23 protein-coding genes and 1 pseudogene are annotated in these 24,808 nt (G+C 72.8%); 11 read left to right on the forward strand and 13 right to left on the reverse strand.

Going from position 1 to position 24,808, the window contains the following annotated elements; genetic code table 11:
• Nucleotides 1-35: 35 nt before the first annotated feature.
• From dapF to miaA, 3 genes are all read right to left on the reverse strand, one after another.
• Nucleotides 36-929 (reverse strand): diaminopimelate epimerase, encoded by an 894-nt coding sequence (gene dapF, locus NON19_RS24250; RefSeq protein WP_255931180.1) that lies wholly within the window; start codon nt 927-929, stop codon nt 36-38.
• Nucleotides 930-1,047: 118 nt separating this feature from the next.
• Complete coding sequence (locus NON19_RS24255; protein WP_372514265.1) at nt 1,048-1,545, reverse strand: hypothetical protein; 498 nt, start codon at nt 1,543-1,545, stop codon at nt 1,048-1,050.
• A 96-nt stretch (nt 1,546-1,641) separates the two neighbouring features.
• Complete coding sequence (miaA, locus tag NON19_RS24260) at nt 1,642-2,580, reverse strand: tRNA (adenosine(37)-N6)-dimethylallyltransferase MiaA (protein WP_255931181.1); 939 nt, start codon at nt 2,578-2,580, stop codon at nt 1,642-1,644.
• A 120-nt stretch (nt 2,581-2,700) separates the two neighbouring features.
• Here miaA and NON19_RS24265 point away from each other — a divergent pair, with 120 nt between their 5' ends.
• Nucleotides 2,701-2,907, forward strand: coding sequence for a gliding motility protein (locus NON19_RS24265; RefSeq protein ID WP_255931182.1), 207 nt, complete (start codon nt 2,701-2,703; stop codon nt 2,905-2,907).
• 89 nt (nt 2,908-2,996) lie between these two features.
• Here NON19_RS24265 and NON19_RS24270 read toward each other — a convergent pair whose 3' ends face one another.
• Genes NON19_RS24270 through miaB form a run of 3 tightly spaced genes read right to left on the reverse strand, consistent with a single transcriptional unit; the run spans nt 2,997 to nt 5,482 of the window.
• On the reverse strand, nt 2,997-3,710 hold the full coding sequence (locus tag NON19_RS24270; protein WP_255931183.1) for a class III extradiol dioxygenase subunit B-like domain-containing protein: 714 nt from the start codon (nt 3,708-3,710) through the stop codon (nt 2,997-2,999).
• A 46-nt stretch (nt 3,711-3,756) separates the two neighbouring features.
• Nucleotides 3,757-3,972 carry a hypothetical protein gene (locus NON19_RS24275; RefSeq protein WP_255931184.1) on the reverse strand — a complete coding sequence of 72 codons (216 nt, stop codon included), beginning with the start codon at nt 3,970-3,972 and terminating at the stop codon, nt 3,757-3,759.
• 31 nt (nt 3,973-4,003) lie between these two features.
• Nucleotides 4,004-5,482, reverse strand: coding sequence for a tRNA (N6-isopentenyl adenosine(37)-C2)-methylthiotransferase MiaB (miaB, locus tag NON19_RS24280; protein ID WP_255931185.1), 1,479 nt, complete (start codon nt 5,480-5,482; stop codon nt 4,004-4,006).
• Between the two features lie 83 nt (nt 5,483-5,565).
• Here miaB and NON19_RS24285 point away from each other — a divergent pair, with 83 nt between their 5' ends.
• A complete protein-coding gene (locus NON19_RS24285) occupies nt 5,566-6,552 on the forward strand; it encodes a TAXI family TRAP transporter solute-binding subunit (RefSeq protein WP_255931186.1) in 987 nt (328 codons plus the stop codon).
• Here the strand turns inward: NON19_RS24285 and NON19_RS24290 are convergent.
• Nucleotides 6,542-7,957, reverse strand: coding sequence for a sensor histidine kinase (locus tag NON19_RS24290; protein ID WP_255931187.1), 1,416 nt, complete (start codon nt 7,955-7,957; stop codon nt 6,542-6,544). The two genes, NON19_RS24285 and NON19_RS24290, sit on opposite strands and share 11 nt — an antisense overlap.
• Nucleotides 7,957-8,661, reverse strand: coding sequence for a response regulator transcription factor (locus NON19_RS24295; protein WP_255931188.1), 705 nt, complete (start codon nt 8,659-8,661; stop codon nt 7,957-7,959). The genes NON19_RS24290 and NON19_RS24295 overlap by 1 nt, the downstream gene beginning before the upstream one ends.
• A 281-nt stretch (nt 8,662-8,942) precedes the next feature.
• On the opposite strand from NON19_RS24295, the gene NON19_RS24300 reads away from it, so the two are divergent.
• The 6 genes from NON19_RS24300 (at nt 8,943) to NON19_RS24325 (ending at nt 14,319) form a co-directional block, all read left to right on the forward strand.
• Nucleotides 8,943-9,731 carry an amino acid ABC transporter ATP-binding protein gene (locus tag NON19_RS24300; RefSeq protein ID WP_303654258.1) on the forward strand — a complete coding sequence of 263 codons (789 nt, stop codon included), beginning with the start codon at nt 8,943-8,945 and terminating at the stop codon, nt 9,729-9,731.
• An 80-nt stretch (nt 9,732-9,811) separates the two neighbouring features.
• Nucleotides 9,812-10,462: an ABC transporter permease subunit gene (locus NON19_RS24305; RefSeq protein WP_255931189.1), complete on the forward strand. Its 651-nt coding sequence runs from the start codon at nt 9,812-9,814 to the stop codon at nt 10,460-10,462.
• Entirely contained in the window at nt 10,459-11,247 is a 789-nt protein-coding gene (locus tag NON19_RS24310) for an amino acid ABC transporter permease (RefSeq protein ID WP_255931190.1), read from the forward strand. The genes NON19_RS24305 and NON19_RS24310 overlap by 4 nt, the downstream gene beginning before the upstream one ends.
• A gap of 134 nt (nt 11,248-11,381) precedes the next feature.
• The gene (locus NON19_RS24315; RefSeq protein ID WP_255931191.1) at nt 11,382-13,097 is read left to right on the forward strand and encodes an FAD-dependent monooxygenase; all 1,716 of its coding nucleotides are present in this window, start codon (nt 11,382-11,384) and stop codon (nt 13,095-13,097) included.
• 236 nt (nt 13,098-13,333) lie between these two features.
• Nucleotides 13,334-13,888, forward strand: a complete 555-nt coding sequence (locus tag NON19_RS24320; RefSeq protein ID WP_255931192.1) for a cupin domain-containing protein — start codon at nt 13,334-13,336, stop codon at nt 13,886-13,888.
• 2 nt (nt 13,889-13,890) lie between these two features.
• Nucleotides 13,891-14,319, forward strand: a complete 429-nt coding sequence (locus NON19_RS24325) for a rhodanese-like domain-containing protein (RefSeq protein WP_372514266.1) — start codon at nt 13,891-13,893, stop codon at nt 14,317-14,319.
• Here the strand turns inward: NON19_RS24325 and recX are convergent.
• The 3 genes and pseudogenes from recX to NON19_RS24340 all read right to left on the reverse strand — a co-directional run.
• Nucleotides 14,304-14,972, reverse strand: a pseudogene (recX, locus tag NON19_RS24330) (recombination regulator RecX); the annotation flags it as partial. The gene NON19_RS24325 and the pseudogene recX overlap by 16 nt on opposite strands.
• A complete protein-coding gene (gene recA, locus NON19_RS24335) occupies nt 14,873-15,991 on the reverse strand; it encodes a recombinase RecA (RefSeq protein WP_255931193.1) in 1,119 nt (372 codons plus the stop codon). The gene recA and the pseudogene recX, both read right to left, overlap by 100 nt.
• A gap of 315 nt (nt 15,992-16,306) precedes the next feature.
• Entirely contained in the window at nt 16,307-16,501 is a 195-nt protein-coding gene (locus NON19_RS24340) for a DUF3046 domain-containing protein (RefSeq protein ID WP_255931194.1), read from the reverse strand.
• A gap of 100 nt (nt 16,502-16,601) precedes the next feature.
• On the opposite strand from NON19_RS24340, the gene NON19_RS24345 reads away from it, so the two are divergent.
• The 3 genes from NON19_RS24345 (at nt 16,602) to NON19_RS24355 (ending at nt 23,176) form a co-directional block, all read left to right on the forward strand.
• Nucleotides 16,602-17,555, forward strand: coding sequence for a hypothetical protein (locus NON19_RS24345; protein WP_255931195.1), 954 nt, complete (start codon nt 16,602-16,604; stop codon nt 17,553-17,555).
• Nucleotides 17,556-17,641: 86 nt separating this feature from the next.
• A complete protein-coding gene (locus NON19_RS24350) occupies nt 17,642-22,357 on the forward strand; it encodes an ATP-dependent helicase (RefSeq protein WP_255931196.1) in 4,716 nt (1,571 codons plus the stop codon).
• Between the two features lie 15 nt (nt 22,358-22,372).
• A complete protein-coding gene (locus NON19_RS24355; RefSeq protein WP_255931197.1) occupies nt 22,373-23,176 on the forward strand; it encodes an Fpg/Nei family DNA glycosylase in 804 nt (267 codons plus the stop codon).
• A 610-nt stretch (nt 23,177-23,786) separates the two neighbouring features.
• Here NON19_RS24355 and NON19_RS24360 read toward each other — a convergent pair.
• Both NON19_RS24360 and NON19_RS24365 read right to left on the reverse strand, forming a co-directional pair.
• Nucleotides 23,787-24,263 (reverse strand): Dps family protein, encoded by a 477-nt coding sequence (locus NON19_RS24360; RefSeq protein WP_255931199.1) that lies wholly within the window; start codon nt 24,261-24,263, stop codon nt 23,787-23,789.
• Between the two features lie 136 nt (nt 24,264-24,399).
• Nucleotides 24,400-24,768 (reverse strand): helix-turn-helix domain-containing protein, encoded by a 369-nt coding sequence (locus NON19_RS24365; protein WP_255931201.1) that lies wholly within the window; start codon nt 24,766-24,768, stop codon nt 24,400-24,402.
• Nucleotides 24,769-24,808 lie beyond the last annotated feature (40 nt).

Genomic DNA, 24,808 nt, shown 5'->3' on the forward strand with positions numbered 1-24,808 from the left:
TTTAGGGGGAACGCGAATACCGACAGATTTGCGGGCTAGTTGGCCGTCGCGAGCCAGTGCGGATCGATGACGCCCTCCGCCACGATCACCGCGGGACCGGTCATCTCCACGGTGCCGTCCGGGTGTTCGGCGATCCGCAGCCGTCCGCCGGGCACGTCGACGGTGTAGCGGGCCGGGCTGCCGGTGACGGCCGGGTCCACCCCGTCGCGGCGGGCGGCGGCGACCATCACGGCACACGCGCCGGTACCGCACGAACGCGTCTCGCCGGAGCCGCGCTCGTGCACCCGCAGCGCCACATGGCGCGGGCCGCGGTCGACCACGAACTCGACGTTGACGCCCGAGGGGTAGGCGTCGGCGGGGCTCACCAGCGGTGCGTCGAACAACTTCCCGGCGTGGGCGAGGTCCGCGACGAACGCCACGGCGTGCGGATTACCCATGTTGACGTTCCGGGCGGGCCAGGACCGCTCGCCCACGGTGACGGTCACCTCGCCGGGCGGCAGCAGCGCGCGGCCCATGTGGACGGTGACGTCGCCGGGGGTGCCGTCCGGGTTGGACTTGGCGAGGTGGACGCGGCGGATCCCGGCGCGGGTGGCGACGGCCAGGTCGCCCGGCTCGGCGAGCCCGGCGCGCTCCAGGTAGCGGGCGAAGACCCGCACCCCGTTGCCGCACATCTCGGCGACGCTGCCGTCGCTGTTGCGGTAGTCCATGAACCACTCGGCCTCGTCGGCCATCGCCGCGGCCTCCGGGTGCGCGGCGGACCGTACGACGCGCAGCAGGCCGTCGCCGCCGATGCCCGCCCTGCGGTCGCACAGCCGGGCCACGGCCGCGGCGGACAGGTCGAGCCGCCCGTCCGGGTCGGGGACGATCACGAAGTCGTTCTCGGTGCCGTGGCCCTTGAGGAAGGGCAGGGGCTGCGCTGGGGCGTTCACGCCTTCGATCGTATCCGGTGGCCTTTGGCGGGGTGCGCGGCGTGGAGACCGGCGGGCCACGGGGTGGGGTGGCTCGCCGTCGCGGCGCGGATCCGCTCGCGGCGGAGGCCGTGACGGGTCAGCGCAGCCGGGCGACGCGCCAGACCGCCAGCAGGGCGACCAGGAGGGCGAAGGCGGTGTAACCGGCGACGAAGCGCCAGTCGGGGCGTTCGCCGGAGCCCCGGGCGGGCAGACCGGGCCAGGTGTAGCCGACCCGGCGGGCGGCCATGATCGCCCAGCCCGCCGAGCAGCAGCTGAGCAGCAGGCCGAGCATGGCGACCACCGGTCCGCCGTCGCCGAACTCGAAGGCGAGCGGGAAGGCGAACATCAGCGAACCCACGGTGCCCAGCGCGACGATCGGGACGAGTTGCCAGATGCGCATCCGCCGCTGCGGGCGCAGTTCCCGGAAGGACTGCGCGTCGGATTCCGCTTCCGGGTCCGTCTGGTGTTCGGCGGGGCCGTCGTCGGTCAACGGGAGGGCCGCCAGCTCACTGTCCGGGCGCCGGTGCGGCAGATCGTCCGCGGTCCGCCGCTGGTCCTGCCCGGGTCGGTCACGAGGGCCGGCCTCCATCGCCACACGCCCTCCCACCTCGTCCGATGTAGCCCGTGCTTGATAATGGCACGGCGTCAGGGCGGTCAACCCCCGCCGGGGCGTCCCGTGGCCATCACGTGATCAGGCTGTGACCGCCCGTTCGAGCAACGCCATTGCCCGGTCGGCGAGTTCCGCTAGGCCGCCGCTGATCCAGTGCACCCTGGGGTCACGGCGGAACCACGAGTCCTGACGGCGCGCGAAGCGCTTGGTGGCGCGTACCGTCTCGGCGCGCGCCTCGTCCTCGCCGCACTCACCGGCGAAGTGCGCCAGCACCTGCTGGTAGCCCAGCGCACGCGAGGCGGTCAGCCCGTCGCGCAGCCCGACGGCCTCCAGCGCCCGCACCTCGTCCAGCAGTCCGGCCTGCCACATCCGGTCGACCCGCAGGGTGATCCGTTCGTCGAGCACCGGACGCGGTACGTCCACGCCGATCTGGACGGCGTCGTAGACCGGGTCGGGGCCGGGCAGGTTGGCGGTGAACGGGCGGCCGGTGATCTCCACCACCTCCAGCGCCCGCACGATGCGGCGCCCGTTGCTCGGCAGGATCTGCCGCGCCGCCTGAGGGTCCACGGCGGCCAGCCGGGCGTGCAGCGGACCGGGGCCGTGCTCCGCGAGCTCCCGCTCCAGCCGGGCCCGTACCTCGGGATCGGTGCCGGGGAACTCCAGGGCGTCGATCGCGGCCCGTACGTAGAGGCCGGAGCCGCCGACCAGTACCGGGGTGCGCCCGGCCGCCAGCAGCCGGTCGATCTCGGCGCGGGCCAGCCGCTGGTACTCGGCGACGCTGGCCGCCCGCGTCACGTCCCAGATGTCGAGCAGATGGTGCGGGACACCACGGCGCTCGCTCTCGGTGAGCTTGGCGGTGCCGATGTCCATCCCGCGGTAGAGCTGCATGGAGTCGGCGTTGATGACCTCGCCGCCGAGGGCCTGGGCCAGGGCGACGCCCAGGTCCGACTTTCCGGCAGCGGTGGGGCCGACGACGGCGATCACCCGAGGGGGGCGGGGGGACGGGACAGCGTTGTTCACCTCCCCAGTCTCCCAAATGCCGCGCACCACCCTCGATCGAGTTACGTGACTGGTCAGGTGTGCGGTCGTTGCCCGAGCGGACGCGGTTTTTCCCCGCACGAGCAAGGTCTGGAGTATGTAATGGGTGTTTTCGATTGGCTTCGGCGTGGTTCGTCCACCAAGTCGGCGACCGAGGCGACGCAGGCCGAGAGTGCCGGTACGGCACCGGAGGAGACACCGGAGGAGTCGGCCAAGCCCGCGGAGTCCGCCGACCAGGTCGGCATCCCCAAGCAGCAGTCCGCCGACAAGGCGGCCGACAGCGAGACCGGCGAAGGCGCCCGCAGCTGAGCCGCCCGCCCCGGACCTGACAGCCTGGCACCAGCCGACGGGCCGCGGCGCCACACGCTCCGCGGCCCGTCGCATGCGACCGCCCGGCCTTAGGACCAGGTGGCCACGAAGTACCCGACGCCGTACGGCGCTTGGTCGTACAGCAACTCGCCGCGCAGTCCGGCGCCCCGCGCCGCGCCCGCCAGCACCTGCCAGGGCGCCCGGCCCGCGGCCAGCAGTTCGGCGGCCAGCTTGGCGTCCAGGGCGGCGAGCGCGTCGGTGTCCGCGTGCGCCAGCGCGGCGGCGACCGACGCGTCGAACGGCTCGGCCCGCTCGTCGAAGTAGCCGGGCCCCTTCAGGCTGCGCCGCGCGCTGCCGTCCGCGGCCACCAGCAGCGCCACCCGCCGCGCGGACGCCGCCAGCTCCCGCCCCAGCTCGGCGCAGGACTCCGGGGCCAGCGGCTCCCCGACGCCGAGGCCCTCGACCGGCGCGGCGGTCCACTCGGTACGGGTCAGCAGCCAGGCCGCGACCGCGAGCGACGCAGGCAGCAGCCGCCCGGGCGCCTCGCCCTGCCGCTCCCCCAGCGTGACGTCGAGGTGGACGCCGAAGTCCCGGAACGACCCGGTGGCGCCCTGCGGGTGCGGTCCCCGCCCGGACTGCTCGGCGGGCCCGAGCACCACGAGGCGGTCGGGCCGGGCGGCGGCCAGCACCCCGACGGCGTCCGCACAGGCGGCCCGCAGCTCGTCCAGCTCGGGCGCGGCACCCGCCGCGAGTTCGGGCACCAGCAACGGCGGACAGGGCACTACGGCGGCGGCGACCAGCATGTTCGGCAGCGTAGCAACGCGGCCGCGCGCCGCCGCGCTGGCGGCCTCAGGGCAGGTCGTCCCGGCCGAGCCAGGAGGGACGTTCGGGAACGTCGGCGTCCCAGAGCCGGTCCGGATCGGCGGGAGGCGGCGCGGGGCGAGCGGGCTCGGGAGGCGGGAGCACCGCCTGCTCACGCGGACCGTCGGCATAGCCCACGACCTCGGCGCGCCACGTCACGTGGTCGCCCCGGCCGCCGACGTGCTGCTCGACGATCAGCCCCACCTGGCCATTGCCGTCCCCCCGGCCCCGCGCGTCAGTCGCAGCCGCAGGCGTTGGCCGGAGCCGGGGAGGGCGCGGGGACGCCGATGGTCGGCAGACCCAGCATCACGCCCTTCGGCTCGGCGGGCGCGGCGTTGCGCCGCTCCCACGCGTCGCCCGCCCGGGTGCGCCGTACCGCCAGGGCGGGGCGCTCGGCGAGCAGGTGGTGCGGGGCGGCGTAGGTGACCTCGACGGTCACCACGTCGCCGGGCCGCACCGGCTGCGCCGGGCGCTCGAAGTGCACCAGGCGGTTGTCGGGGGCCCGGCCAGACATGCGGTGGGTGGCGTCGTCCTTGCGGCCCTCGCCCTCGGCGACCAGTACCTCAAGGGTGCGGCCGACCTGCTTCTTGTTCTCCTCCCAGGAGATCTCCTCCTGGAGCGCGACCAGCCGCTCGTAGCGCTCCTGGACGACCTCCTTGGGGATCTGCCCGTCCATCGTGGCGGCCGGGGTGCCCGGCCGCTTGGAGTACTGGAAGGTGAAGGCCTGCGCGAAGCGCGCCTCGCGCACCACGTGCAGGGTCTGCTCGAAGTCCGCCTCGGTCTCGCCGGGGAAGCCGACGATGATGTCGGTGGAGATGGCGGCGTCCGGCATGGCGGCGCGCACCTTCTCGATGATGCCGAGGTAGCGCTCCTGCCGGTAGGAGCGGCGCATCGCCTTGAGCACGGTGTCGGAGCCGGACTGCAGCGGCATGTGCAGCTGGTGCATCACGTTCGGCGTCTCGGCCATCGCCGCGATCACGTCGTCGGTGAAGTCCCGGGGATGCGGTGAGGTGAACCGCACCCGCTCCAGCCCCTCGACGTTGCCGCAGGCGCGCAACAGCTTGCTGAACGCCTCGCGGTCGCCGATGTCGGAGCCGTAGGCGTTGACGTTCTGGCCGAGCAGCGTGACCTCGATGACGCCGTCCGCGACCAGCGTCTCGACCTCGGCCAGGATGTCGCCGGGGCGGCGGTCCTTCTCCTTGCCGCGCAGCGCCGGGACGATGCAGAACGTGCAGGTGTTGTTGCAGCCGACGGAGATGGCGACCCAGGCCGCGTAGGCGGACTCGCGGCGGGTGGGCAGCGTGGAGGGGAACGTCTCCAGCGACTCGACGATCTCGACCTGCGCCTCTTCGGCGATCCTGGCCCGCTCCAGCAGCACCGGCAGCTGGCCGATGTTGTGGGTGCCGAAGACCACGTCGACCCAGGGCGCCTTCTTGACGATGGTGTCCCGGTCCTTCTGCGCCAGGCAGCCGCCGACCGCGATTTGCATCCCGGGCCGCGCGGCCTTCTTGGGCGCGAGCTGCCCGAGGTTGCCGTAGAGCCGGTTGTCGGCGTTCTCCCGCACCGCACAGGTGTTGAAGACCACCACATCGGCGTCGTCACCACCGGATGCCCGCACATACCCCGCGTCCTCCAGCAGCCCGGCCAGCCGCTCGGAGTCGTGGACGTTCATCTGGCACCCGTAGGTGCGCACCTCATATGTCTTCGCGCTCATCTCAATCCACCAGGGTACGTGTTCCACCGCACCCCCCGCCGCGCCCTTATCAAGGCCCGGCCGAGCTGGCAGGATCGCGGGTCATGAGGTTTCGGCTACCGGTCAGGCGGCGACGGGCGGTTCGGGTGGGCACCGCCCTGGGGCTGGGGGTCGTGCTGGTGTTGTGGGTGGTGCTGCACTCGACCGCGCAGCCGTATCCGCGCGGGCCGGTGACCGTCGCCACCGGGGTGCCGGACGGGGTGTACCAGAAGTACGGGCAGTTGCTCCAGGGAGACCTGCGGCGTGACCTGCCCGGGGTGGCGGTGCGGCTGAAGCCGTCGCAGGGGTCGGTGCAGAACCTGGAGTACCTGGCCTCGGGCCAGGCCGACTTCACCTTCTCGCAGGCCGACGCCGCGGCCGACTACCACGGGCCCGGCGCTACGCATCTGCGGGCGGTGGCCCGGCTGTACGACGACTACATGCAGTTGGTCGTGCCCGCCGGGTCGAAGGTGAAATCGGTGTACGACCTGCGCGGGCTGCGGGTGGGCATCGGCCAGCCGGGCTCCGGGGTGAGCCTGATCGCCCGGCGGCTGCTGAAGGCCGCCGGGCTCGACGCGGACCGGGACCTGACGGCGGTGCCCGCGGGCGTGGACACCGCGCCGAGCCTGCTGAGGTCCGGCAGGCTGGACGCGTTCTTCTGGTCCGGCGGGCTGCCCACCCTGGCCATCCAGCGGCTGGCCGGGCAGTACCCGGTCAAGCTGGTGCCACTCGACGACGTGATAAAGCCACTGCACCGGCTCGGCGCCGCCGCCGACTTCTACCGGGCGGCGGTGATGCCCCCGGACGCCTACCCCAACGTGCAGCACGGCCAGTCGGTGGAGACGATCGCGGTGGCGAACCTTTTAGTCACCACGGACCGCACCGACCCCGCCCTGGTGCAGCGGGTCACCCAGACGGTGATCGACAGCCGGGACAGCATCGGCGCGGTGGTGCACTCGGCACAGCAGGTCGACCTGCGCACCGCGATCTTCACCGATCCGCTGCCGCTGCACGAGGGCGCACGCCGCTACTACCTGTCGGTCAAGCCGTAGGTTCGCTGCGCGGCACGGTGAGCGACACCCGCAGTCCCCGCGGCTGGTTGGGGGCGTAGCCGATCGTGCCGCCGCCCTTGGCGAGCAGCACCCGGGCGATGGACAGGCCCAGCCCCGAGCCGTCCACGTTCTGGTGGCGCGGGCTGCGCCAGAAACGGTCGCCGATCCGGGCGAGTTCGTCCTCGGTGAGCCCGGGGCCGCCGTCGGCCACCTCCACCTGGACGGTGTCGGCACCGGTCACCACGGTGACCACCACGTCCTCGCCGCTCGGGGTGAACTTCACCGCGTTGTCCACCACCGCGTCCAGGGCGCTGGACAGCGCGATCGGGTCGGCCCAGCCGGTCGCCGCCGTCGCGCCCCGGTGGCGGAGCCTGACCCCGGCCCGGTCGGCGGCGGGCCGCCAGGCGTCGAGGCGCTCGATAGCGATCGCGGCGACATCGACCAACTTCAGGTTGGCGGCGGTGTGTTCGGCGGTGGCCAGGCCCAGCAGGTCGTCCAGCACGGTGGCGAGCCGCTTGCCCTCCTCCCGTACCGAGGCGATCTCGGCGTGGCCCTCGGGGAGTTCCAGGCTGAGCAGCTCTATGCGCAGCAGCAGCGCGCTCAGCGGATTGCGCAGTTGGTGGGAGGCGTCCGCGACGAAGGCGCGCTGCTGCTCCAGTGATTCCTCGACGTTGTCGGCCATCTCGTTGAACGACCGTGCCAGGCGCCGCAGTTCCGGCGGCCCGCCCGCCGCCGCCACGCGCGAGGCGAGCCGTCCGGTGGCGATGTCGTGGGCGGCCCGGTCCAGCACCTTCACCGGCCGCAGCACCCACGCGGTCAGCCGGATCGCGGCGAGCACGGCCACCACCGTGGCGGCCAGTTCACCGCCCGCGATCAGCAGCCAGCCGTGCAGCACCCGGGAGCGCATGGCGCCGGTGGGCGAGTCGGTGAGGACGACGGCGACCACGTCGCCGTCCCGCACGATGGGTGAGGCGACGGTGATCCGGCTGTGCTGCCACGGCCACACCTGCGGCGGGTTGTGGCTGCGGCGTCCGGCGAGCGCCTCCTGGAACGACGGGTCGGCGGTGACCTGGCGGCGGGCGAGCCAGCGCTCGGGGGCCACCGCCATCACAGAGCCGTTGCGGTAGAAGACGCCGACGCGTATGCCGTACAGGTCCTCGTAGCGGGCGAGTTCGCTGCGCAGGGTGGACTCCCGCTCGCCCTCGTTGACCACTATGGTGCCGTCCGGCTCGCTGCTGGCGGTGACGTACTGGGCGATGGCGGCGAACCGCGTGGTGTCGTCGATGCGGTCCACGATGAGCCGCTGCTGCTCGGCGGCGGCCAGACTGGCGGCGAGCGGGAACCCGAGCGCGATCAGCACCGCCGCCATCAGGACCAGCAGCAGCGGAAGCAGGCGGGTGCGCACTACCGGGCGGCCGGGACGACGAGCCGGTAGCCGACCCCGCGTACCGTCTCGATCATCTCGGGCAGCCCCAGCTTCGAGCGCAGCGAGGCGACATGGACCTCCAGGGTGCGCCCGGTGCCCTCCCAGTTGGTGCGCCACACCTCGCTGATGATCTGCTCCCGGCGGAAGACCACTCCGGGGTGCTGGGCGAGCAGCGCCAGCAGGTCGAACTCCTTGCGGGTCAGCTGCACCAGCTCACCGTCGACCGCCACCTGCCGGGTGGGCAGCTCTATGGCGACCGGTCCGAGCCGTACCGCGGCCTGCGCGTCGTCCGCGCGCCCCTGCGGGTCCCGGTGCTCGGGCGGGCGGCGGCTGACGGCGTGGATGCGGGCCAGCAGCTCGCCGGTGTCGTAGGGCTTGACCACATAGTCGTCGGCACCCAGGTTGAGCCCGTGGATCCTGGAGCGTACGTCGGCCCGGGCGGTCACCATGATCACCCGGGTGTCGGTGCTGCGCTTGATGCGGCCGCACACCTCGAAGCCGTCCTGGTCGGGCAGCCCCAGGTCGAGCAGCACCACGGCGAACGGCGGGCCGCCGTCCGGCAGCAGGGCGCGCAGCGCCTCCTCGCCGCTGCGGGCGTGGACCACGTCGATGCCGTGTCTGGCGAGCACCGCGGACAGCGCGGCGGCGACCCTGTCGTCGTCCTCGACCAGCAACAGCCGCATCCGCTCTTCCCCCAGTCGTGCCTGTCCGTACCCCGGAGTGCGCACCCCGGCCGCATCGAATACACCCCGACACCCGGGTGTCCCGTCAAGAGGACCCCGGGGCGAACCGCACACCGTTACCCAGCCGGTACGCAACGTACCCAACCGCCTTCTACACAGCGCGACATGACCGTCGCGCAGGGTAGCGACAGCCCATGCTCAAGTTCCGCTCAGATGTACTGACGCGGACCGGACGGGATCATAGGGTCCAGCCAACCCGTCGAACATGGAGCGACCGCCCGATGAGCGACTCCCAGGTGTCACCGGCGCCAGAGCGCGCCGTACCGCCCCCGGGCGAGCCGCTGGTCGTGCTGGACGGCGTCAACAAGCGCTTCGGCGCGCTGCACGTGCTCCGGGACATCGACCTGACCGTGGCGCGCGGTGAGGTCGTCGCGGTGATCGGCCCCTCCGGCTCCGGCAAGTCCACGCTGTGCCGCACGATCAACCGGCTGGAGACCATCGACTCCGGTGCCATCACCGTCGACGGCAGACCGCTGCCCGAGGAGGGGCGGGAGCTGGCCCGGTTGCGCGCCGAGGTCGGCATGGTCTTCCAGTCGTTCAACCTCTTCGCGCACAAGACGGTGCTGGAGAACGTCACGCTGGGCCAGATCAAGGTGCGCAGGACGCCGAGGGAGAAGGCCGAGCGCACCGCGCGCGCCCTGCTGGACCGGGTCGGGGTGGGCGGCCAGGCGGACAAGTACCCCGCACAGCTGTCCGGGGGCCAGCAGCAACGGGTGGCGATCGCCCGGGCGTTGGCGATGGAGCCCAAGGTGATGCTGTTCGACGAGCCGACCTCGGCGCTGGACCCCGAGATGGTCAACGAGGTGCTGGAGGTCATGCGGCAGCTCGCCCGGGACGGGATGACCATGATCGTGGTCACCCACGAGATGGGTTTCGCGCGCTCCGCGGCCCACCGGGTGGTCTTCATGGCGGACGGCCGGATCGTCGAACAGGCCCCGCCCGCGAGGTTCTTCGGCAGTCCGCGCAGCGAACGGGCCAAGGACTTCCTGTCGAAGGTCCTGCACCACTGAGGTCACGGTGTCACCGGCACTGACACCGCCGACCGGCCGCCAGCGCCCACGCGTCCGCCGTCTGCCGGAAAGGTGTACCCGTGCACGTACCCCTCGACCTCCTCGACGACCTGGACCTGTTCCGTCGCGGCTTCTTCGGCACCGTGCTGCTCACCGCGGTCAGCGCGGCGCTCTCGCTGGCGCTGGGCGCGCTGGTCGCCGCCTGCCGGGTCTGCCCGGTGCCCCCGGTGCGGCTCGTCGGGACGGTGTGGACAGCGCTGCTGCGCAACACCCCGGTCACGCTGTTGTTCCTGGTCGCGGTGTTCGCGGCCGCACGGATTGTCGGCGTCGGCCACTTCGCCCTGGCGGTGGGCGCGTTGGGCTGCCACACCTCGGCGTTCGTCGGCGAGGCGCTGTGCCGCGGGGTCGGCTCGGTGCCGCTGGGGCAGGCCGAGGCGGCCCGCAGCCTGGGCATGACCTCCTGGCAGGCGCTACGGCTGGTCGTGCTGCCGCAGGTCGGCCGGGCCGCCGTCGCGCCGATCGGCGGCCTGCTGGCCGCGCTCACCAGGAACTCCGCGATCGCGGGCGCGTTCGGCGTCACCGAACTGTTCGCCCAGCAGCGGCGGTTGAGCGCGATCGGCCATGACGTTCTGGGGGTCTTCGTCTGGATCGCCGTGGCGTATCTGCTGCTCGCCTTCGTCATCAGCGAGTCGTTCCGGCTGCTTGAGCGGCGGCTGGCGGTGGCCGGATGAACGCTGGCGTGCTGTTCGACGCGCCCGGCCCCAAGGCGCGCAGACGAATCCGGATCCACGCCGTCGCCGCCACCGCGGCGCTGCTCACGCTGGTCGGCTTCACGGTGCTGCGGCTGTCCGCCAAGGGGAGCGCCTGGGAGCTGTTCAGCTCCCCCGAGCTGCAACAGCGCCTGGCGGACGGGGTGTTGGCGACGCTGAAGGCGTTCGCGCTGGCCGGTGTGGGTTCGTTGGCGCTCGGCGCGCTGCTCGCGGCGGGGCGGCTGTCCCGGTGCCGGGCGGTGCGCTGGGCGGCGACGGGGGTCGTGGCGTTCTTCCGGGCACTGCCGCCGCTCGTCCTGGTCTTCGCGCTGTACGCGGGCGCCCTGCCGCCGCTGTGGTCGCTGGTGCTGGGGCTCGCCCTTCACCACGGTTGTGCGCAGGCCGAGTTGTTGCGGGCCGGGATCGACGCGGTGCCCAGGGGGCAGACGGAGGCCGGATACGCCGTCGGCATGCGCGGATACCGGGTGCTGGCGACGGTGCTGGTCCCGCAGGCGCTACGGACGGTACTGCCGACCGTCGTCAGCCAGTTGGTGGTCACCCTCAAGGACACCTCGCTGGGCTACCTCATCGGCTATCCGGAGCTCCTGCACGTGGGACGGCTGGCCGCCGCCAACACCGTGGCGTCCGGCGGCCATCCGTACGCCGCGCTGCTCACCGCCACCGGCGCGCTCTATGTCGCGCTGTGCCTGGCGCTGTCCGCGCTGGCCCGCTGGATCGAACGGCTGGGCGCACGGGGGCGCGGCTAAGTCGGACGGCGGCACCCGGCGGCGCACTGGCCGTGGCGGCGCTTGACGCAGGTAGCGGCAGTGGGTTGCATACACAATGTGATCGAACGCCGGGCAGCAACCGCCATTCCCCTCGCACACCGAGGATCCGCCGCATGGACCCGGTGATCGTCGCGGGTGCGGGCACCACCGGTCTGGCTCTCTCCCTCTGCCTCGCCCGGCACGACGTCCCGGTGATCCTGCTGGACGACGGCTCGTCCTGGCACGAGCGGCAGCCGGAGCGCACCGTCGTGCTGCGCCCGCGGACCGCCGAACTGCTCGCCCGGCTCGGCTACACGGCCGTGCACACCGACGCGGCGCGCTGGACGGCCTGGCGCACCCTGAACCGCCGTCAGGAGGTGCAGTACGTCGAGTTCGACGCCGACGCCGAGCCGTCGCCGCTGCACCTGCCGCAGGACCGGCTGCGGCAGGGTCTGCGCGAGGCACTCGCCGGACAGGAGCTGATCAAGGTCGCGCCCGGCAGCCGGTTGTACGCCTTCGAGCAGGACGAGTACGGCCTGAGCGTGCACACCCGTAGCGCCGCAGGGGGTTCCGGGCCGCCTGACACCTGGTGGCGCGGCAGCTATCTGGTCGGCTGCGACGGTCCGCGCTCCACGCTGCGCAAGCTGCTTGAGGTGCGCTTCCCCGGCCGCACCGCCGTGCAGCGGTACGCCGTCGCGGCGCTCCGCGTCGACCTGCCGGAGCCCGGCACCGCGCTGCTGCACCGCGATCCGCCGGGCGGCCGGGGCTCGCAGGTACTGGCGCGTCCGCTGCCGCGGGGGGTGTGGCGGGTGGACTGGTCGCTGCCGCCAGGTGGTCAGCCGCTGACCGCGGACGCCCTGGTGGCGCTGATCCGGTCCACCCTCGCCGGGTGGTGCGAGGGGACGGTGCCCGCGTACGACCTGCTGGGTTCCGCCGAGTACCCGGTGCACCAGCGGCTGGCGCGGCGCTGGCGGTCCGGGCGGGCCTTCCTCGCGGGGGACGCCGCCCATCTGCTGGGCGCGTTGGGCACGCAGGGGCTTGAGGAGGGGCTGCGGGACGCGGAGAACCTGGCCTGGAAGCTGGCCATCGCCTGGCACCAGGGCGCTTCGGACACCCTGCTGGACAGCTACCAGGCCGAGCGGCGGTACGCGGTGGGCGCCCGGCTGCGCGCCGCCGACCAGGCGCTGCCGCTGCTGCGCAGCTCCGGGGCCTGGCACACGGTGCGCCGCTCGCTGCTGTCCGGGCCGATGAGCCGCCACACCGAACTGCTGGCCGACGGTCACCTCGGCCGCGGGCTGCTCGGCGCGCCGCCGGTCTACGATCGGTCGCCGCTGGCGCTGACCACTCCCCGTGGCGCCAGCCGCGCGGCGCTGGGCTCCGGCGTGGTCGCAGGTCCTGGCTCGGAGGCCGCGGATGTGCCGGTGGTGGCGTTGGACGGCACCCGCGGGCGGCTGCGGGAGCGGCTGGGCCGCGATCTGCTGGCGGTGCTGGTGGCGCCGGGCACCGGGGTGTGGGACAGCAGGCACTGGCTGACCGCCGGTCTGATGCCCCAACTGACCGCCGCTGTCGCGGCGTTGCCGACCCGCACTGAGCTGTTGGTGGCCGAGAACTATCCGGGCGCGACCGCGCACACCGTGTTGCTGATCCGCCCGGACGGCCATGTGGTGGGCGCGATGAACGGCTGCCGTCCCACCGATCTGTACGCCTACGCCGACGTGGCCAGGGGCGGCCCGCCCCGGCAGCGGCCCGCCGACGAGGGCGCGGCGGGCCTGGGCGTGGACGGCCCACCGGACGCCGGTGCGCCGGAGGTGGACGAGAGTGCGGGCGCCACTGCCCAGTTGCGCTCATGACGGGTGTGTGAACGGCCCGGCGAATCACGACAGATCGGTCGATCCCGGCTTGACCCCTTCTTTCGGGCCGTGGTTCACTCCACAGCGTGACTGACACCGAGCTGCGCCTTGTGCGGAGGGTCCATCTGGACCTGGTCCGCTACGCGGGCTGCGTGTGTCGGCCGTCCCGTTGATCCGGTCCTGCATCCCGCGCGGCATGGTCCGCGCTTCCTCGCGATCTTCTGGGACGGTTCCCCTTGCCGCTCAACGACCTGTCGCGCGCCGACCGTTCGGCGCGCCCCGCACCCGTTGCCTCCCCGGCCGCCGTGACCGAGGCCGAACTGCTCGACTTCGCCCGCCGCACCGCCGCCGACCCCGAGGTACTGGCCCGGCTGCCGCTCGACCCGGTGGAACGCACCTGGCTGCGTCTCAAGGGGCCGGGCGGCAGTGAGGCATGGCTGATCGGCTGGCCGCCGGGCGCCGAGACCGGCTGGCATGACCACGGTGGGTCACGGGGTGCGTTCGCCACCGCCGTGGGCGAGCTGACCGAGGATTCGGTCGCCGTTCCGCTGCCGACCGCCGGTTGGCAGCGGCTGGAGCTCACCGCCGATGTGGACCGCACACGCCGGCTTCCGGTCGGCCGCGGCCGCGCCTTCGGCCCGTACCATGTGCACCAGGTCGTCAACGCCTCCGAGGAGGATCATGCCGTCTCGGTGCATGTGTACTACCCGCCGCTGCCGATGATGCGGCGCTACAGCAGGAGCGGCCGGGTGCTGCGCCTGGCGCTGGTCGAACGCCCGCAGGAGTGGTGACCGTGGCCGAACTCCATGGCGTGGACGCCCTGTTGGCCGAGGCCCGCGCCCGGCTGGTTCGGCTGACGGCCGTCCAGGCCCGGGCGGCGGTGGACGATGGGGCACTGCTGGTGGACATCCGCTATGCCGCGCTCCGCGAGCGCGACGGTACGGTTCCGGGCGCTGTCATCGTGGAACGCAACGAGTTGGAGTGGCGGCTCGACCCGCTCTGCGACCACCGGATCGCCGAGGCGACCGACCACGACCGCCGGATCATCGTGCTGTGCAACGAGGGCTACGCGTCCAGCTTCGCGGCGGTCTCGCTCCAAGCGCTCGGCCTGCACCGGGCCACCGATCTGGTCGGCGGTTTCCAGGCCTGGCGGGCGGCGGGCCTGCCGGTCTCCCCCTGCGCCGGTCAGGTCGCCGCATCGCTCGCTCACTCCGGCAGATAGCCGTCCAGGAACTCGGCCTCCTCGCCCTCTTCCTCCAGCGCTCGCCGGACCACTCGTAGCGCCTGCCCCTCCGGGTACCCCTTGCGGGCGAGCATTCCGGCGAGCCGCCGTATCCGCTTGTCCTGGTCCAGACCGCGGGTGGCGCGCAGCTTGCGCTCCACCAGGGCGCGGGCGGTCTCCTCCTCCCGCGCGGAGTCAAGCTGCTCCACGGCGCGTTCGATCACCGCGGACTCCACGCCGCGGGTGCGCAGTTCGCGGGCGAGCGCCCGCCGGGCCAGGCCCCGGCCATGGTGCCGGGACTCCACCCAGGCGTCCGCGAACGCCGCGTCGTCGATCAGGCCCACGTCCTCGAAGCGGGACAGCACCCGCTCGGCGACCTCGTCGGGCACCTCCCGCCGCCGCATGGCATCGGCAAGTTGCTTACGGGTCCTGGGAGTTCCGGTGAGCAGGCGCAGGCACAGCGCACGGGCCCGCTCCTCCGGATCGCGCGGCAGGTCCCGCTCCGCGGTGGACGAGGGGGGTCCGTCGCCGGACCCTTCCGGCCACGCCATGGTCAGGCCTTGGCCGCCGCGGACTTGGCCGCCTTGCCGGTCTTGGCCGGGGTGGCCGCCACCACCGGCTCGGCCGCGCTCGCCGTCGCCGCGTCGGCGCCCGGCTCACCGCCCGGGGCCTCGGTCCTGACGCCGATGCCCAGCTTCTCCTTGATCTTCTTCTCGATCTCGTCGGCGAGGTCGGGGTTGTCCTTCAGGAAGTTGCGGGCGTTCTCCTTGCCCTGGCCGAGCTGGTCGCCCTCGTAGGTGTACCAGGCACCGGCCTTGCGGATGAAGCCGTTCTCCACGCCCATGTCGATCAGGCCGCCCTCCCGGCTGATGCCCTGGCCGTAGAGGATGTCGAACTCGGCCTGCTTGAAGGGCGGGGCCACCTTGTTCTTGACGACCTTGACCCGGGTGCGGTTGCCGACCGCCTCGGTGCCGTCCTTGAGCGTCTCGATACGGCGGATGTCGAGCCGCACCGACGCGTAGAACTTCAGCGCGCGGCCACCGGTGGTGGTCTCCGGCGAGCCGAACATCACGCCGACCTTCTCACGCAGCTGGTTGATGAAGATCGCGGTGGTCTTGGACTGGTTCAGCGCACCGGTGATCTTCCGCAGCGCCTGGCTCATCAGCCGGGCCTGCAGGCCGACATGGGAGTCACCCATCTCGCCCTCGATCTCGGCCCGGGGCACCAGGGCGGCCACCGAGTCGATCACGATGAGGTCCAACGCGCCGGAGCGCACCAGCATGTCCACGATCTCCAGCGCCTGCTCGCCGTTGTCCGGCTGGGACAGGATCAGCGAGTCGATGTCCACGCCGAGCTTCTTGGCGTACTCGGGGTCGAGGGCGTGCTCGGCGTCCACGAAGGCGACCGCGCCGCCAGCCCGCTGGGCGTTGGCCACCGCGTGCAGGGTGAGGGTGGTCTTACCGGAGGACTCCGGACCGTACACCTCCACCACCCGGCCGCGCGGCAGGCCGCCCACGCCGAGGGCCACGTCGAGTGCGGTCGACCCGGTCGGGATGACCTCGATGGGCTCGTTCGGCCGCTCGCCGAGGCGCATGACGGCGCCCTTGCCGAACTGCCGTTCAATCTGTGCGAGCGCGGCGTCGAGCGCCTTCTCGCGGTCGGTTCCTGCCATGGGTTCCACCCGGTTCGCTTGAGTCGATCGCTTCACGTCCACCGACGCTAGCGCCTGCCACTGACAATGCGCCCCGACGCCGTCCGCGAGGCCGCTTCGGACCGCAGAGAACCCCCGAGAAGCCCGGAGAAGCCCGAAGAACCCCGGAGAAGCCCGGAGAAGCCCGGAGAAGTCTCGGGGAGATCTCGGAGAAGCGGTCCAGCACACCCCATAAGAATGGATGTTCGATTTTTGTGTCAAGCGGCCCGCCAGCCCCTGTGGATAACCACGAAGCCGCAGGTCACAGGGGTACCGGCAGCGCCGAAGACGCGGCGGTCAGCGCCGCTCCGCGGGCACGTCCACCGCCCGGCAGACCGCCCGCCACACATCCTTGGCCTCCCAGCCCGCCTCGAACGCCTGGTACACCGTGCGCCCACCCAGTTCGGACATCACGTGGTCACGGGCGAACGAGTCGGCGTACGCCTCCCCGAAGTGCGCGCTCATCCGCTCCCAGAAGACCGTCAACTTCATGCCCCCAGTATCCCGCCCTGGAGGCGGCCGCTTTCGCACCGACGGGTGCACCCTGGTCACAGCCGTAGGCAGCGGGCTGGCGGCGCCCTACTGTGCGGCCATGGCCGGATCCGCAGTCCCCTCCTCCAGCTCCCCGCCCACCAGCCCCCTGGCCCCCGGCTCCCTGACCGGAGCCACCCTGTTGACCTCGCCGCTCGCCCGCGCCGAGCGCTTCGTGTGGCTGACCGCCCGGGTGCTCGAACAGCGCAGGTTCGCCTACCACTTCCTGGACGGCGGCGCCGATCCCGTCGAGACCGCGCTCACCGCGTACCGCAACGAGGACGGCGGCTACGGGCACGCCCTGGAGCCCGAACTGCGCGGCCCGGTCAGCCAACCGGCGCACGCGGTACACGCGTTGCGGGTGCTGGACGAGATCGGACGCTGCGGCGGCCAGCGCGCCGAGCGGCTGTGCCGCTACCTCACCTCGGCGTCCACCCCGGACGGCGCGCTGCCCGCGGCGTGCCTGCCGCCCGAACCCACCGCGGCGCCCATGGAGCCCGCGGGCGACCTGCTGGCCACCGGCCCGGTGGTGGGCGTACTGCACCGCAACGGCGTCTGGCACGCCTGGCTGTTTCGGGCCACCGACTTCTGCTGGACGGCGGTGGAGGCCCTGGCGCACCCCGATCCGCGGCAGATCCAGGCAGCGGTGGCGTTCCTGGACGGGGTCCCGGACCGGCCCCGCGCCGAGGCGGCCGCGGAGCGGCTGGGCCGCCTGGTGCGCGGGCAGCGGCTGGCGGTACTGGAACCGGAACACGCTCCCGACGAGCACCGCTACCACGAGCACCACTATCACGCGTACGACTTCGCGCGCTCCCCCGACTCGCTCGCACGCCGGTGGTTCACCAGCGCCGAAATGGACCGCGCCCTCGATTTCCTGGCCGCCGCCCAGGCCCCGGACGGCGGCTGGCCAGCGCGCTCCCACTCCTGGACGCCGACCGCCCACCTGGAACGCCGCCCGGTCCGGACCATCGAGGCCCTGCTCACCCTGCGCGCCTACGGGCGGGAGGTCGCCTAGCCGCCGCGCGAGCCCCGCCACCGCACACGCACCCCCGAACCCGCTGGTCAGCCCGATTGTCAGTGGGGCGAGGCACGATGGATGGCATGTCGATCGGGAAGCGGCGCGAGACGCCGGATCCGGGGCGGGAGCCGGATCCGGCGTCGGCCCTGGAGTGCTTCGCCCCCGCCACGCGTGCGTGGTTCACGGGCGCCTTTCACGCGCCTACGAGTGCGCAGGCGGGCGCCTGGCGGGCCATCGCGCAGCAGTCCGACGTGCTGGTCGTCGCGCCCACCGGGTCCGGCAAGACGCTCGCCGCCTTCCTGGCCTCCCTGGACCGGCTGGCGAACACCCCCGCCCCCGCCGAGGCCAAGCGCCGCTGCCGGGTGCTGTACGTCTCCCCGCTCAAGGCGCTCGCGGTGGACGTGGAGCGCAACCTGCGCAGCCCGCTGACCGGGCTGCGGCACGAGGCGGTGCGGCTCGGGCTGCCGGAGCCGGACGTGCGGGTCGGCATCCGGTCCGGGGACACCCCGGCCGCCGAGCGCCGCTCGATGGCCAGCAGGCCGCCGGACATCCTGATCACCACGCCCGAATCCCTCTTCCTGATGCTGACCTCCGCCACCCGTGAGGCGCTGTCCGGTGTGGAGACGGTGATCCTGGACGAGGTGCACGCGGTCGCCGGGACCAAGCGCGGCGCGCATCTGGCGCTGTCCCTGGAGCGGCTGGACGAGTTGCTGGACCGGCCCGCCCGGCGGATCGGGCTGTCCGCGACGGTACGGCCGGTGGACGAGGTGGCCCGCTTCCTGTCGCCGCGGCGCAAGGTGACGATCGTCCAGCCGGGCTCGCAGAAGGAGTTCGACCTGTCGGTCGTGGTCCCGGTCGAGGACCTGGGGGAGCTGGGCGGCTCCCCGGTGTCCGACGCCGGTGGCTCGGACGGTGGTGAGCGGCCGTCGATCTGGCCGCACGTCGAGGAGCGGATCGCCGATCTGGTGCAGGCGCACCGCTCCACGATCGTGTTCGCCAACTCCCGTCGGCTGGCCGAGCGCTTGTGCAACCGGCTCAACGAGATCGCCTACGAGCGGACCATCGGCCAGCCGTTGCCGGAGGACCACGCTCCGGCCCAGCTGATGGGAGGCTCCGGGGGCGGAAAAGGCGCCCCGCCGGTGCTGGCCCGGGCGCATCACGGATCGGTCTCCAAGGAGCAACGGGCGCTGGTCGAGGAGGACTTGAAGGCCGGGCGGCTGCCCGCCGTGGTCGCCACCTCCAGCCTGGAGCTGGGCATCGACATGGGCGCGGTGGACCTCGTGGTCCAGGTCGAGTCGCCGCCGTCGGTCGCCTCCGGGCTGCAACGCGTGGGCCGGGCCGGGCACCAGGTCGGCGCGGTCTCCAAGGGGATCGTCTTCCCCAAGTACCGCGGCGACCTGGTGCAGTCCGCCGTGGTCACCGAACGGATGCGGCAGGGCGGCATCGAGGCGCTGCGGATCCCCGCCAACCCGTTGGACGTGCTGGCCCAGCAGTTGGTCGCGATGGCGGCGATGGACACCTGGGACGTGGAGGAGCTGCTGGCGCTGGTGCGGCGCGCCGCGCCGTTCGCCGCGCTGCCGGAGTCCGCGTTCACCGCGGTGCTGGACATGCTCGCCGGTCGCTATCCCTCGGACGTGTTCGCCGAGTTGCGGCCCCGCGTGGTGTGGGACCGGGTGGCGGGCACGGTCACCGGGCGGCCGGGTGCGCAGCGGCTGGCGGTGACCTCGGGCGGCACCATCCCGGACCGCGGCCTGTTCGGCGTCTTCCTCGCGGGCTCCGATCCGAAGAAGGGCGGCGGCCGGGTCGGGGAGCTGGACGAGGAGATGGTCTACGAGTCCAGGGTCGGCGATGTGTTCACCCTGGGCACCACCTCCTGGCGGATCGAGGACATCACCCGCGACCGGGTGCTGGTCTCCCCCGCCCCCGGAGTGCCAGGCAGGCTGCCGTTCTGGAAGGGCGACCAGCTCGGCCGCCCCCTCGAACTCGGCCGCGCCGTGGGGGCGTTCCTGCGCGAGATCGGCGGTCAGGACCCACAGCTGGCGCGGACCCGGCTCACGGCAGCCGGACTCGACACCTGGGCGGCGGACAACGTGCTGGCCTATCTGGACGAGCAGCGCCGGGCGTGCGGCCATGTCCCGGACGACCGGACCATCGTGGTGGAGCGGTTCCGTGACGAACTGGGCGACTGGCGGGTCGTGGTGCACTCCCCGTTCGGCGCGCAGGTGCACGCCCCGTGGGCGCTCGCCCTCGGCGCCCGGCTCGCCGAGCGGTACGGGTTCGACGCCCAGGTGATGCACGCCGACGACGGCATCGTGCTGCGGCTGCCCGACGCCGATCTGCTCGGCCTCGACCTGCTGGACGTCGATCCGCTGAAGGCCGGTGCGGAGTACGACACCGAGCAAAGCCCGGTGGGCGCGGCCGATGTGGTCTTCGACAAGGGCGAGGTCGAGCAGATCGTCACCGAACAGGTCGGCGGATCGGCCCTGTTCGCCTCCCGGTTCCGCGAGTGCGCGGCCCGCGCCCTGCTGCTGCCCCGCCGCAATCCGGGCAAGCGGACACCGCTGTGGCAGCAGCGCCAGCGGGCGGCCCAACTGCTCTCGGTGGCCTCGGAGTTCGGTTCGTTCCCGATCGTGCTGGAAGCGGTCCGCGAGTGCCTGCAGGACGTGTTCGACGTGCCGGGCCTGGTGGAGCTGATGGGCGACATCGAGGGGCGCGCGGTCCGGTTGGTGGAGGTGACCACTCCCGAGCCGTCCCCGTTCGCCCGCTCCCTGCTGTTCGGCTATGTGGCGCAGTTCCTGTACGAAGGCGACTCCCCGCTCGCCGAACGGCGCGCCGCCGCCTTGTCGTTGGACTCCCGGCTGCTGGCCGAACTGCTCGGCCAGGCGGAGTTGCGCGAGCTGCTGGACGCCGACGTCATGGCGGAACTGGAGCGCGAACTGCAGTGGCTGACCGAGGACCGGCGAGTCAAGGACGCCGAGGGCGTCGCCGATCTGCTGCGGATACTGGGCCCGCTCACCACCGAGGAGTTGGCCGAGCGCGGCGCGCAGCCGGGCTGGCCGGTGGAGTTGGAGGCCGCCCGGCGGGCGATCCGGGTCCGGATCGGCGGCGCCGAGCACTGGGCGGCCGTCGAGGACGCCGGACGGCTGCGGGACGCGCTCGGCACGGCACTGCCGGTGGGCGTGCCGGAGGCGTTCACCGAACCGGTGAAGGATCCGCTCGGCGATCTGCTCGCCCGGTACGCGCGCACCCACGGCCCGTTCACGGCCGCCGACGCGGCGGCCCGCTTCGGCGTCGGCTCGGCGGTGGCCGAGACCACGCTGCACCGGCTGGCCGCTGGCGGCCGGGTGGTGCAGGGGGAGTTCCGGCCTGACGGTTTGGGCCACGAGTGGTGCGATGCCGGGGTGCTGCGCAGGCTGCGCCGCCGGTCGCTGGCGGCGTTGCGGCAGGAGCTGGAGCCGGTGCCGCCCAGCGCGCTGGGCGCGTTCCTCCCCCAGTGGCAGCAGGTCGGTACGCGGGCGCTGCGCGGCCTCGACGGACTGGTGCGCGCGATCGAGCAGTTGCAGGGCTGCGCGGTGCCCGCCTCCGCGCTGGAGAAGCTGGTGCTGCCGTCGCGGGTGGTCGACTACACCCCGGCGATGCTCGACCAGCTCACCGCCTCCGGTGAGGTGATCTGGTCCGGCGCCGGTGCGCTGCCCGGTAAGGACGGCTGGGTCACGCTCCATCTCGCCGACACCGCCGGGGTGTTGCTGCCGCCCGCGCTGCCGCTGGAGCTGACACCGCTGCACCTAGCGGTCCTCGACGCCCTGTCCGGCGGCTACGGCCTGTTCTTCCGGCAGATTGCCGACCAGGTCAGGACCACCATGCCGGAGGCGACCGATCCACAACTGGTCGATGTGCTGTGGGAGTTGGTCTGGTCGGGGCGGCTCACCAATGACACGATCACCCCGCTGCGTGCCCTGCTCGGTTCGGGCCGCACGGCGGGCTCCACGGCGCATCGGGCGCCGAGGGCCATCCCGCGCGGCCGGTACGGCTCCGCGATACCGCGGCCCACCGCGTCGCGTACCGGCCCGCCGACCGCGGCCGGGCGGTGGTCGCTGGTCCCGCAGGCCGAGGCCGACCCGACGGTGCGGGCGCACGCGCTGGCGCACACCCTGCTGGACCGGCACGGTGTGGTGACCCGGGGAGCGGTCGCGGCCGAAGGCGTCGAGGGCGGCTTCTCGGCGGTGTACCGGGTGCTGTCCGCGTTCGAGGAGAGCGGGCAGGCCCGTCGCGGCTATGTCGTGGAGGGCCTGGGCGCGGCCCAGTTCGCCATGGACGGCGCCGTGGACCGGCTGCGCGCCGTGTACAACGCGCGCGAGCGTGAGCAGCCGCAGTCCACGACGCCGCGCGCCGTCGTCCTGGCCGCGGCCGACCCGGCGAACGCGTACGGCGCCGCCCTGCCCTGGCCCGATCCACCGTCGGGCACCGAGGGCCGCCCCGGCCACAAGCCGGGCCGCAAGGCGGGCGCCTTGGTGGTGCTGGTGGACGGGGAGCTGACGCTGTACGTGGAGCGCGGCGGCAAGACGCTGCTGGCCTGGGACGATAGCGCCGATGCGGACAGCCCTCGGCTGCGGGCGGCGGTGCGGGCGCTGGCCGACGCGGTGCGGGACGACGCGCTGGGCCGACTGACGGTGGAGCGCACCAACGGTGAGCCGGCGCTGGTCTCACCGCTGGGCAGGGCCCTGGAGGCCGCCGGTTTCCACGCGACCCCGCGCGGCCTGCGGCTGAGGCCCTCCAGCGACCTCGCCGACCACGGCTGACGGCATGATGGAGGTATGCCCGAAGGAGACACCGTCTGGCTGACCGCGCGCCGACTGCGGGAGGCGTTGGCGGGACGCACGGTGGTCCGCTGCGACCTGCGGGTGCCCAAGCTGGCCACCACGGACTTCTCCGGGCGGCGGATCGAGGAGGTGCTGTCGCGCGGCAAGCATCTGCTGACCCGCTTCGAGGGCGGCTGGACGCTCCACTCGCACCTGCGGATGGACGGCTCCTGGCGGGTCTACGCCGCCGGTGAGCGGTGGCGCGGTGGGCCGCACCACCAGATCCGGGCGGTGCTGGCCACCGCCGAGTCGGTGGCCGTCGGCTACCGGCTGCCGGTGCTTGAGCTGCTGCGTACCGCCGAGGAGGACTGTGCCGTCGGCCATCTCGGCCCGGACCTGCTGGGCCCTGACTGGGATCCGGCCGAGGCGGTGCGCCGACTGCTCGCCGACCCCGCCCGCCCGGTCGGCGAGGCACTGCTGGACCAGCGCAATCTCGCCGGGGTCGGCAATGTCTACAAGTCGGAACTGTGCTTCCTGCGCGGTGTCACGCCCTGGACGCCGGTGGGTCAACTCACCGCTCCGGAAAGGCTGGTGGCGCTGGCGCACAAGCTCCTTGACGCCAACAAGGCCCGCCACAGCCGTATCACCACGGGCAACCCCCGGCGCGGCGGCACCCTCTGGGTGTACAACCGCGAACACCAACCGTGTCTACGCTGCGGTACGGCCGTACGCCGGGCGAGCCAGGGGCCGTCCGACGAGGCCCGTGTCAGCTACTGGTGCCCGAGCTGCCAGAACGGCCCGTCTCCGCCCCGCGGTTGAGGCGCGCAGCGGGCCAGTTGAGGGCGCCGCGGCTCAACGCCCCTTTCCGGGCCGCCGTATTCGCGGCTCCGCGCCCACCGCGGAGACCGCCGTGGCGCCAACGGGCGGGTATCCGCCCGGCCTTCGCGGCGGCGGCAGCGGCCGCGCGGGCGCACTCCCGCTACCGCCCCGCGCGGTCGCACACCGCGTACCCCCGCGCCCACACCGGCCGCGCCGCCATGGCGTGACATGCACCGGCAGCAGCCCCAGCGTCCAGCCGCTCACCGCGAACCCCTGCTCAACCGGGCCGGTCTGCGCGGGGTGTACCGCCACCCGCAGCACCGCCCAGCACCACAGCAGAGCGAAGACCCCAGCCGCGATCCGCCGTACGCGACGCCACACGACCGCGCCGCGCCGTTCCCTTTGGGAAGCATCCGCCACCCATCGAGCGTCCATGGCCGCCTCCGACATCCCCGAGGCTGCGACAAGGAGCCGACCGGGCTCCCATACAGGGTGCGATGCCCCGTGCGAGTGATCATTAGCCCTCTGGTACGACGAGCGGAGCGGTCTTCACTCGATGGGAGCACCATGCGAACACATACAGCGACGGTTCACTACATCGAGTGATCGCTCAAACGCTCACATTCTCGGCCTGGAACATCCAGTAGTGCTTCTCCAGCGCGGCGGTCAGCCCGAGGAAGATGTCCTGCGTGACGAGGTCGGGCTGCTCGGTGGCCTTGATGCGCTCGCGCATCCGCTCGATGATCGCGGCCAGTGCCGCGATCAGGATGTCCACCGCGTCCTTGTCGTTGATCCAGCCGTCCTTCACGGTGGCGACGCCGCTGGTCTTGGCGACCGTCTCCGCTCGGCCGTCCGGTGGCACACCGATCGCGGCGGACCGCTCGGCGACGGTGTCGGAGTAGCTTCGCGCGGTGCTGACGACCTCGTCGAGCTGGAGGTGCACGGAACGGAAGCGCGGTCCGACGATGTTCCAGTGGACCTGCTTGGCCAGCAGGGCGAGGTCCACGAGGTCGACCAGCGCACCCTGCAACGTGTCCGCGGCCACCTTGCGGGCCTCGTCGGACAGCGCGGTCTTCACGACAGCCATGGTGTTACCTCCTCGGGCGGGCGGGAGCCTTAAGTCCGTTTCGTCCGTGCGCCTGCCCACTCCGGCCGCGTGAAACACGCGAAGGGCCGGGCTGCCATGACAGCCCGGCCCCAACGGCTTTCACCGCCGCAAACGATCAGGCCGCGACCACATCCACGGCCTCGGCCTGCGGTGGCTTGATCGTCACACGAGTGCCTGGCACATGGGTGACCGTCTCCAACATCGACCGCACCGGCACGGCCGCCACCTCCGAGGCCGCCGACTGCGCCAGCTCGGCGAGCGACAGCTCATCGCTGACCTCGCGCATGACCTCGGACATCCGCACGTCCAAGGCGTCGCAGATCGCGGAGAGCAGTTCGGAGGAAGCTTCCTTCTGGCCGCGCTCTACCTCAGACAGGTAGCCCAACGAGACTCTGGCCGATGCCGAGACCTCGCGCAGAGTGCGGCCCTGACGTTGGCGCTGCCGACGCAGCACGTCACCCAGCAGGCGACGGAGCAGGATCATCGGTGGCTCCCTCCTCGGACCGCGGATCCGTAAGCTTCTC

Origin of the sequence: Streptantibioticus rubrisoli (genome assembly GCF_024436055.1) — a bacterium.
Classification (GTDB): domain Bacteria; phylum Actinomycetota; class Actinomycetes; order Streptomycetales; family Streptomycetaceae; genus Streptantibioticus_A; species Streptantibioticus_A rubrisoli.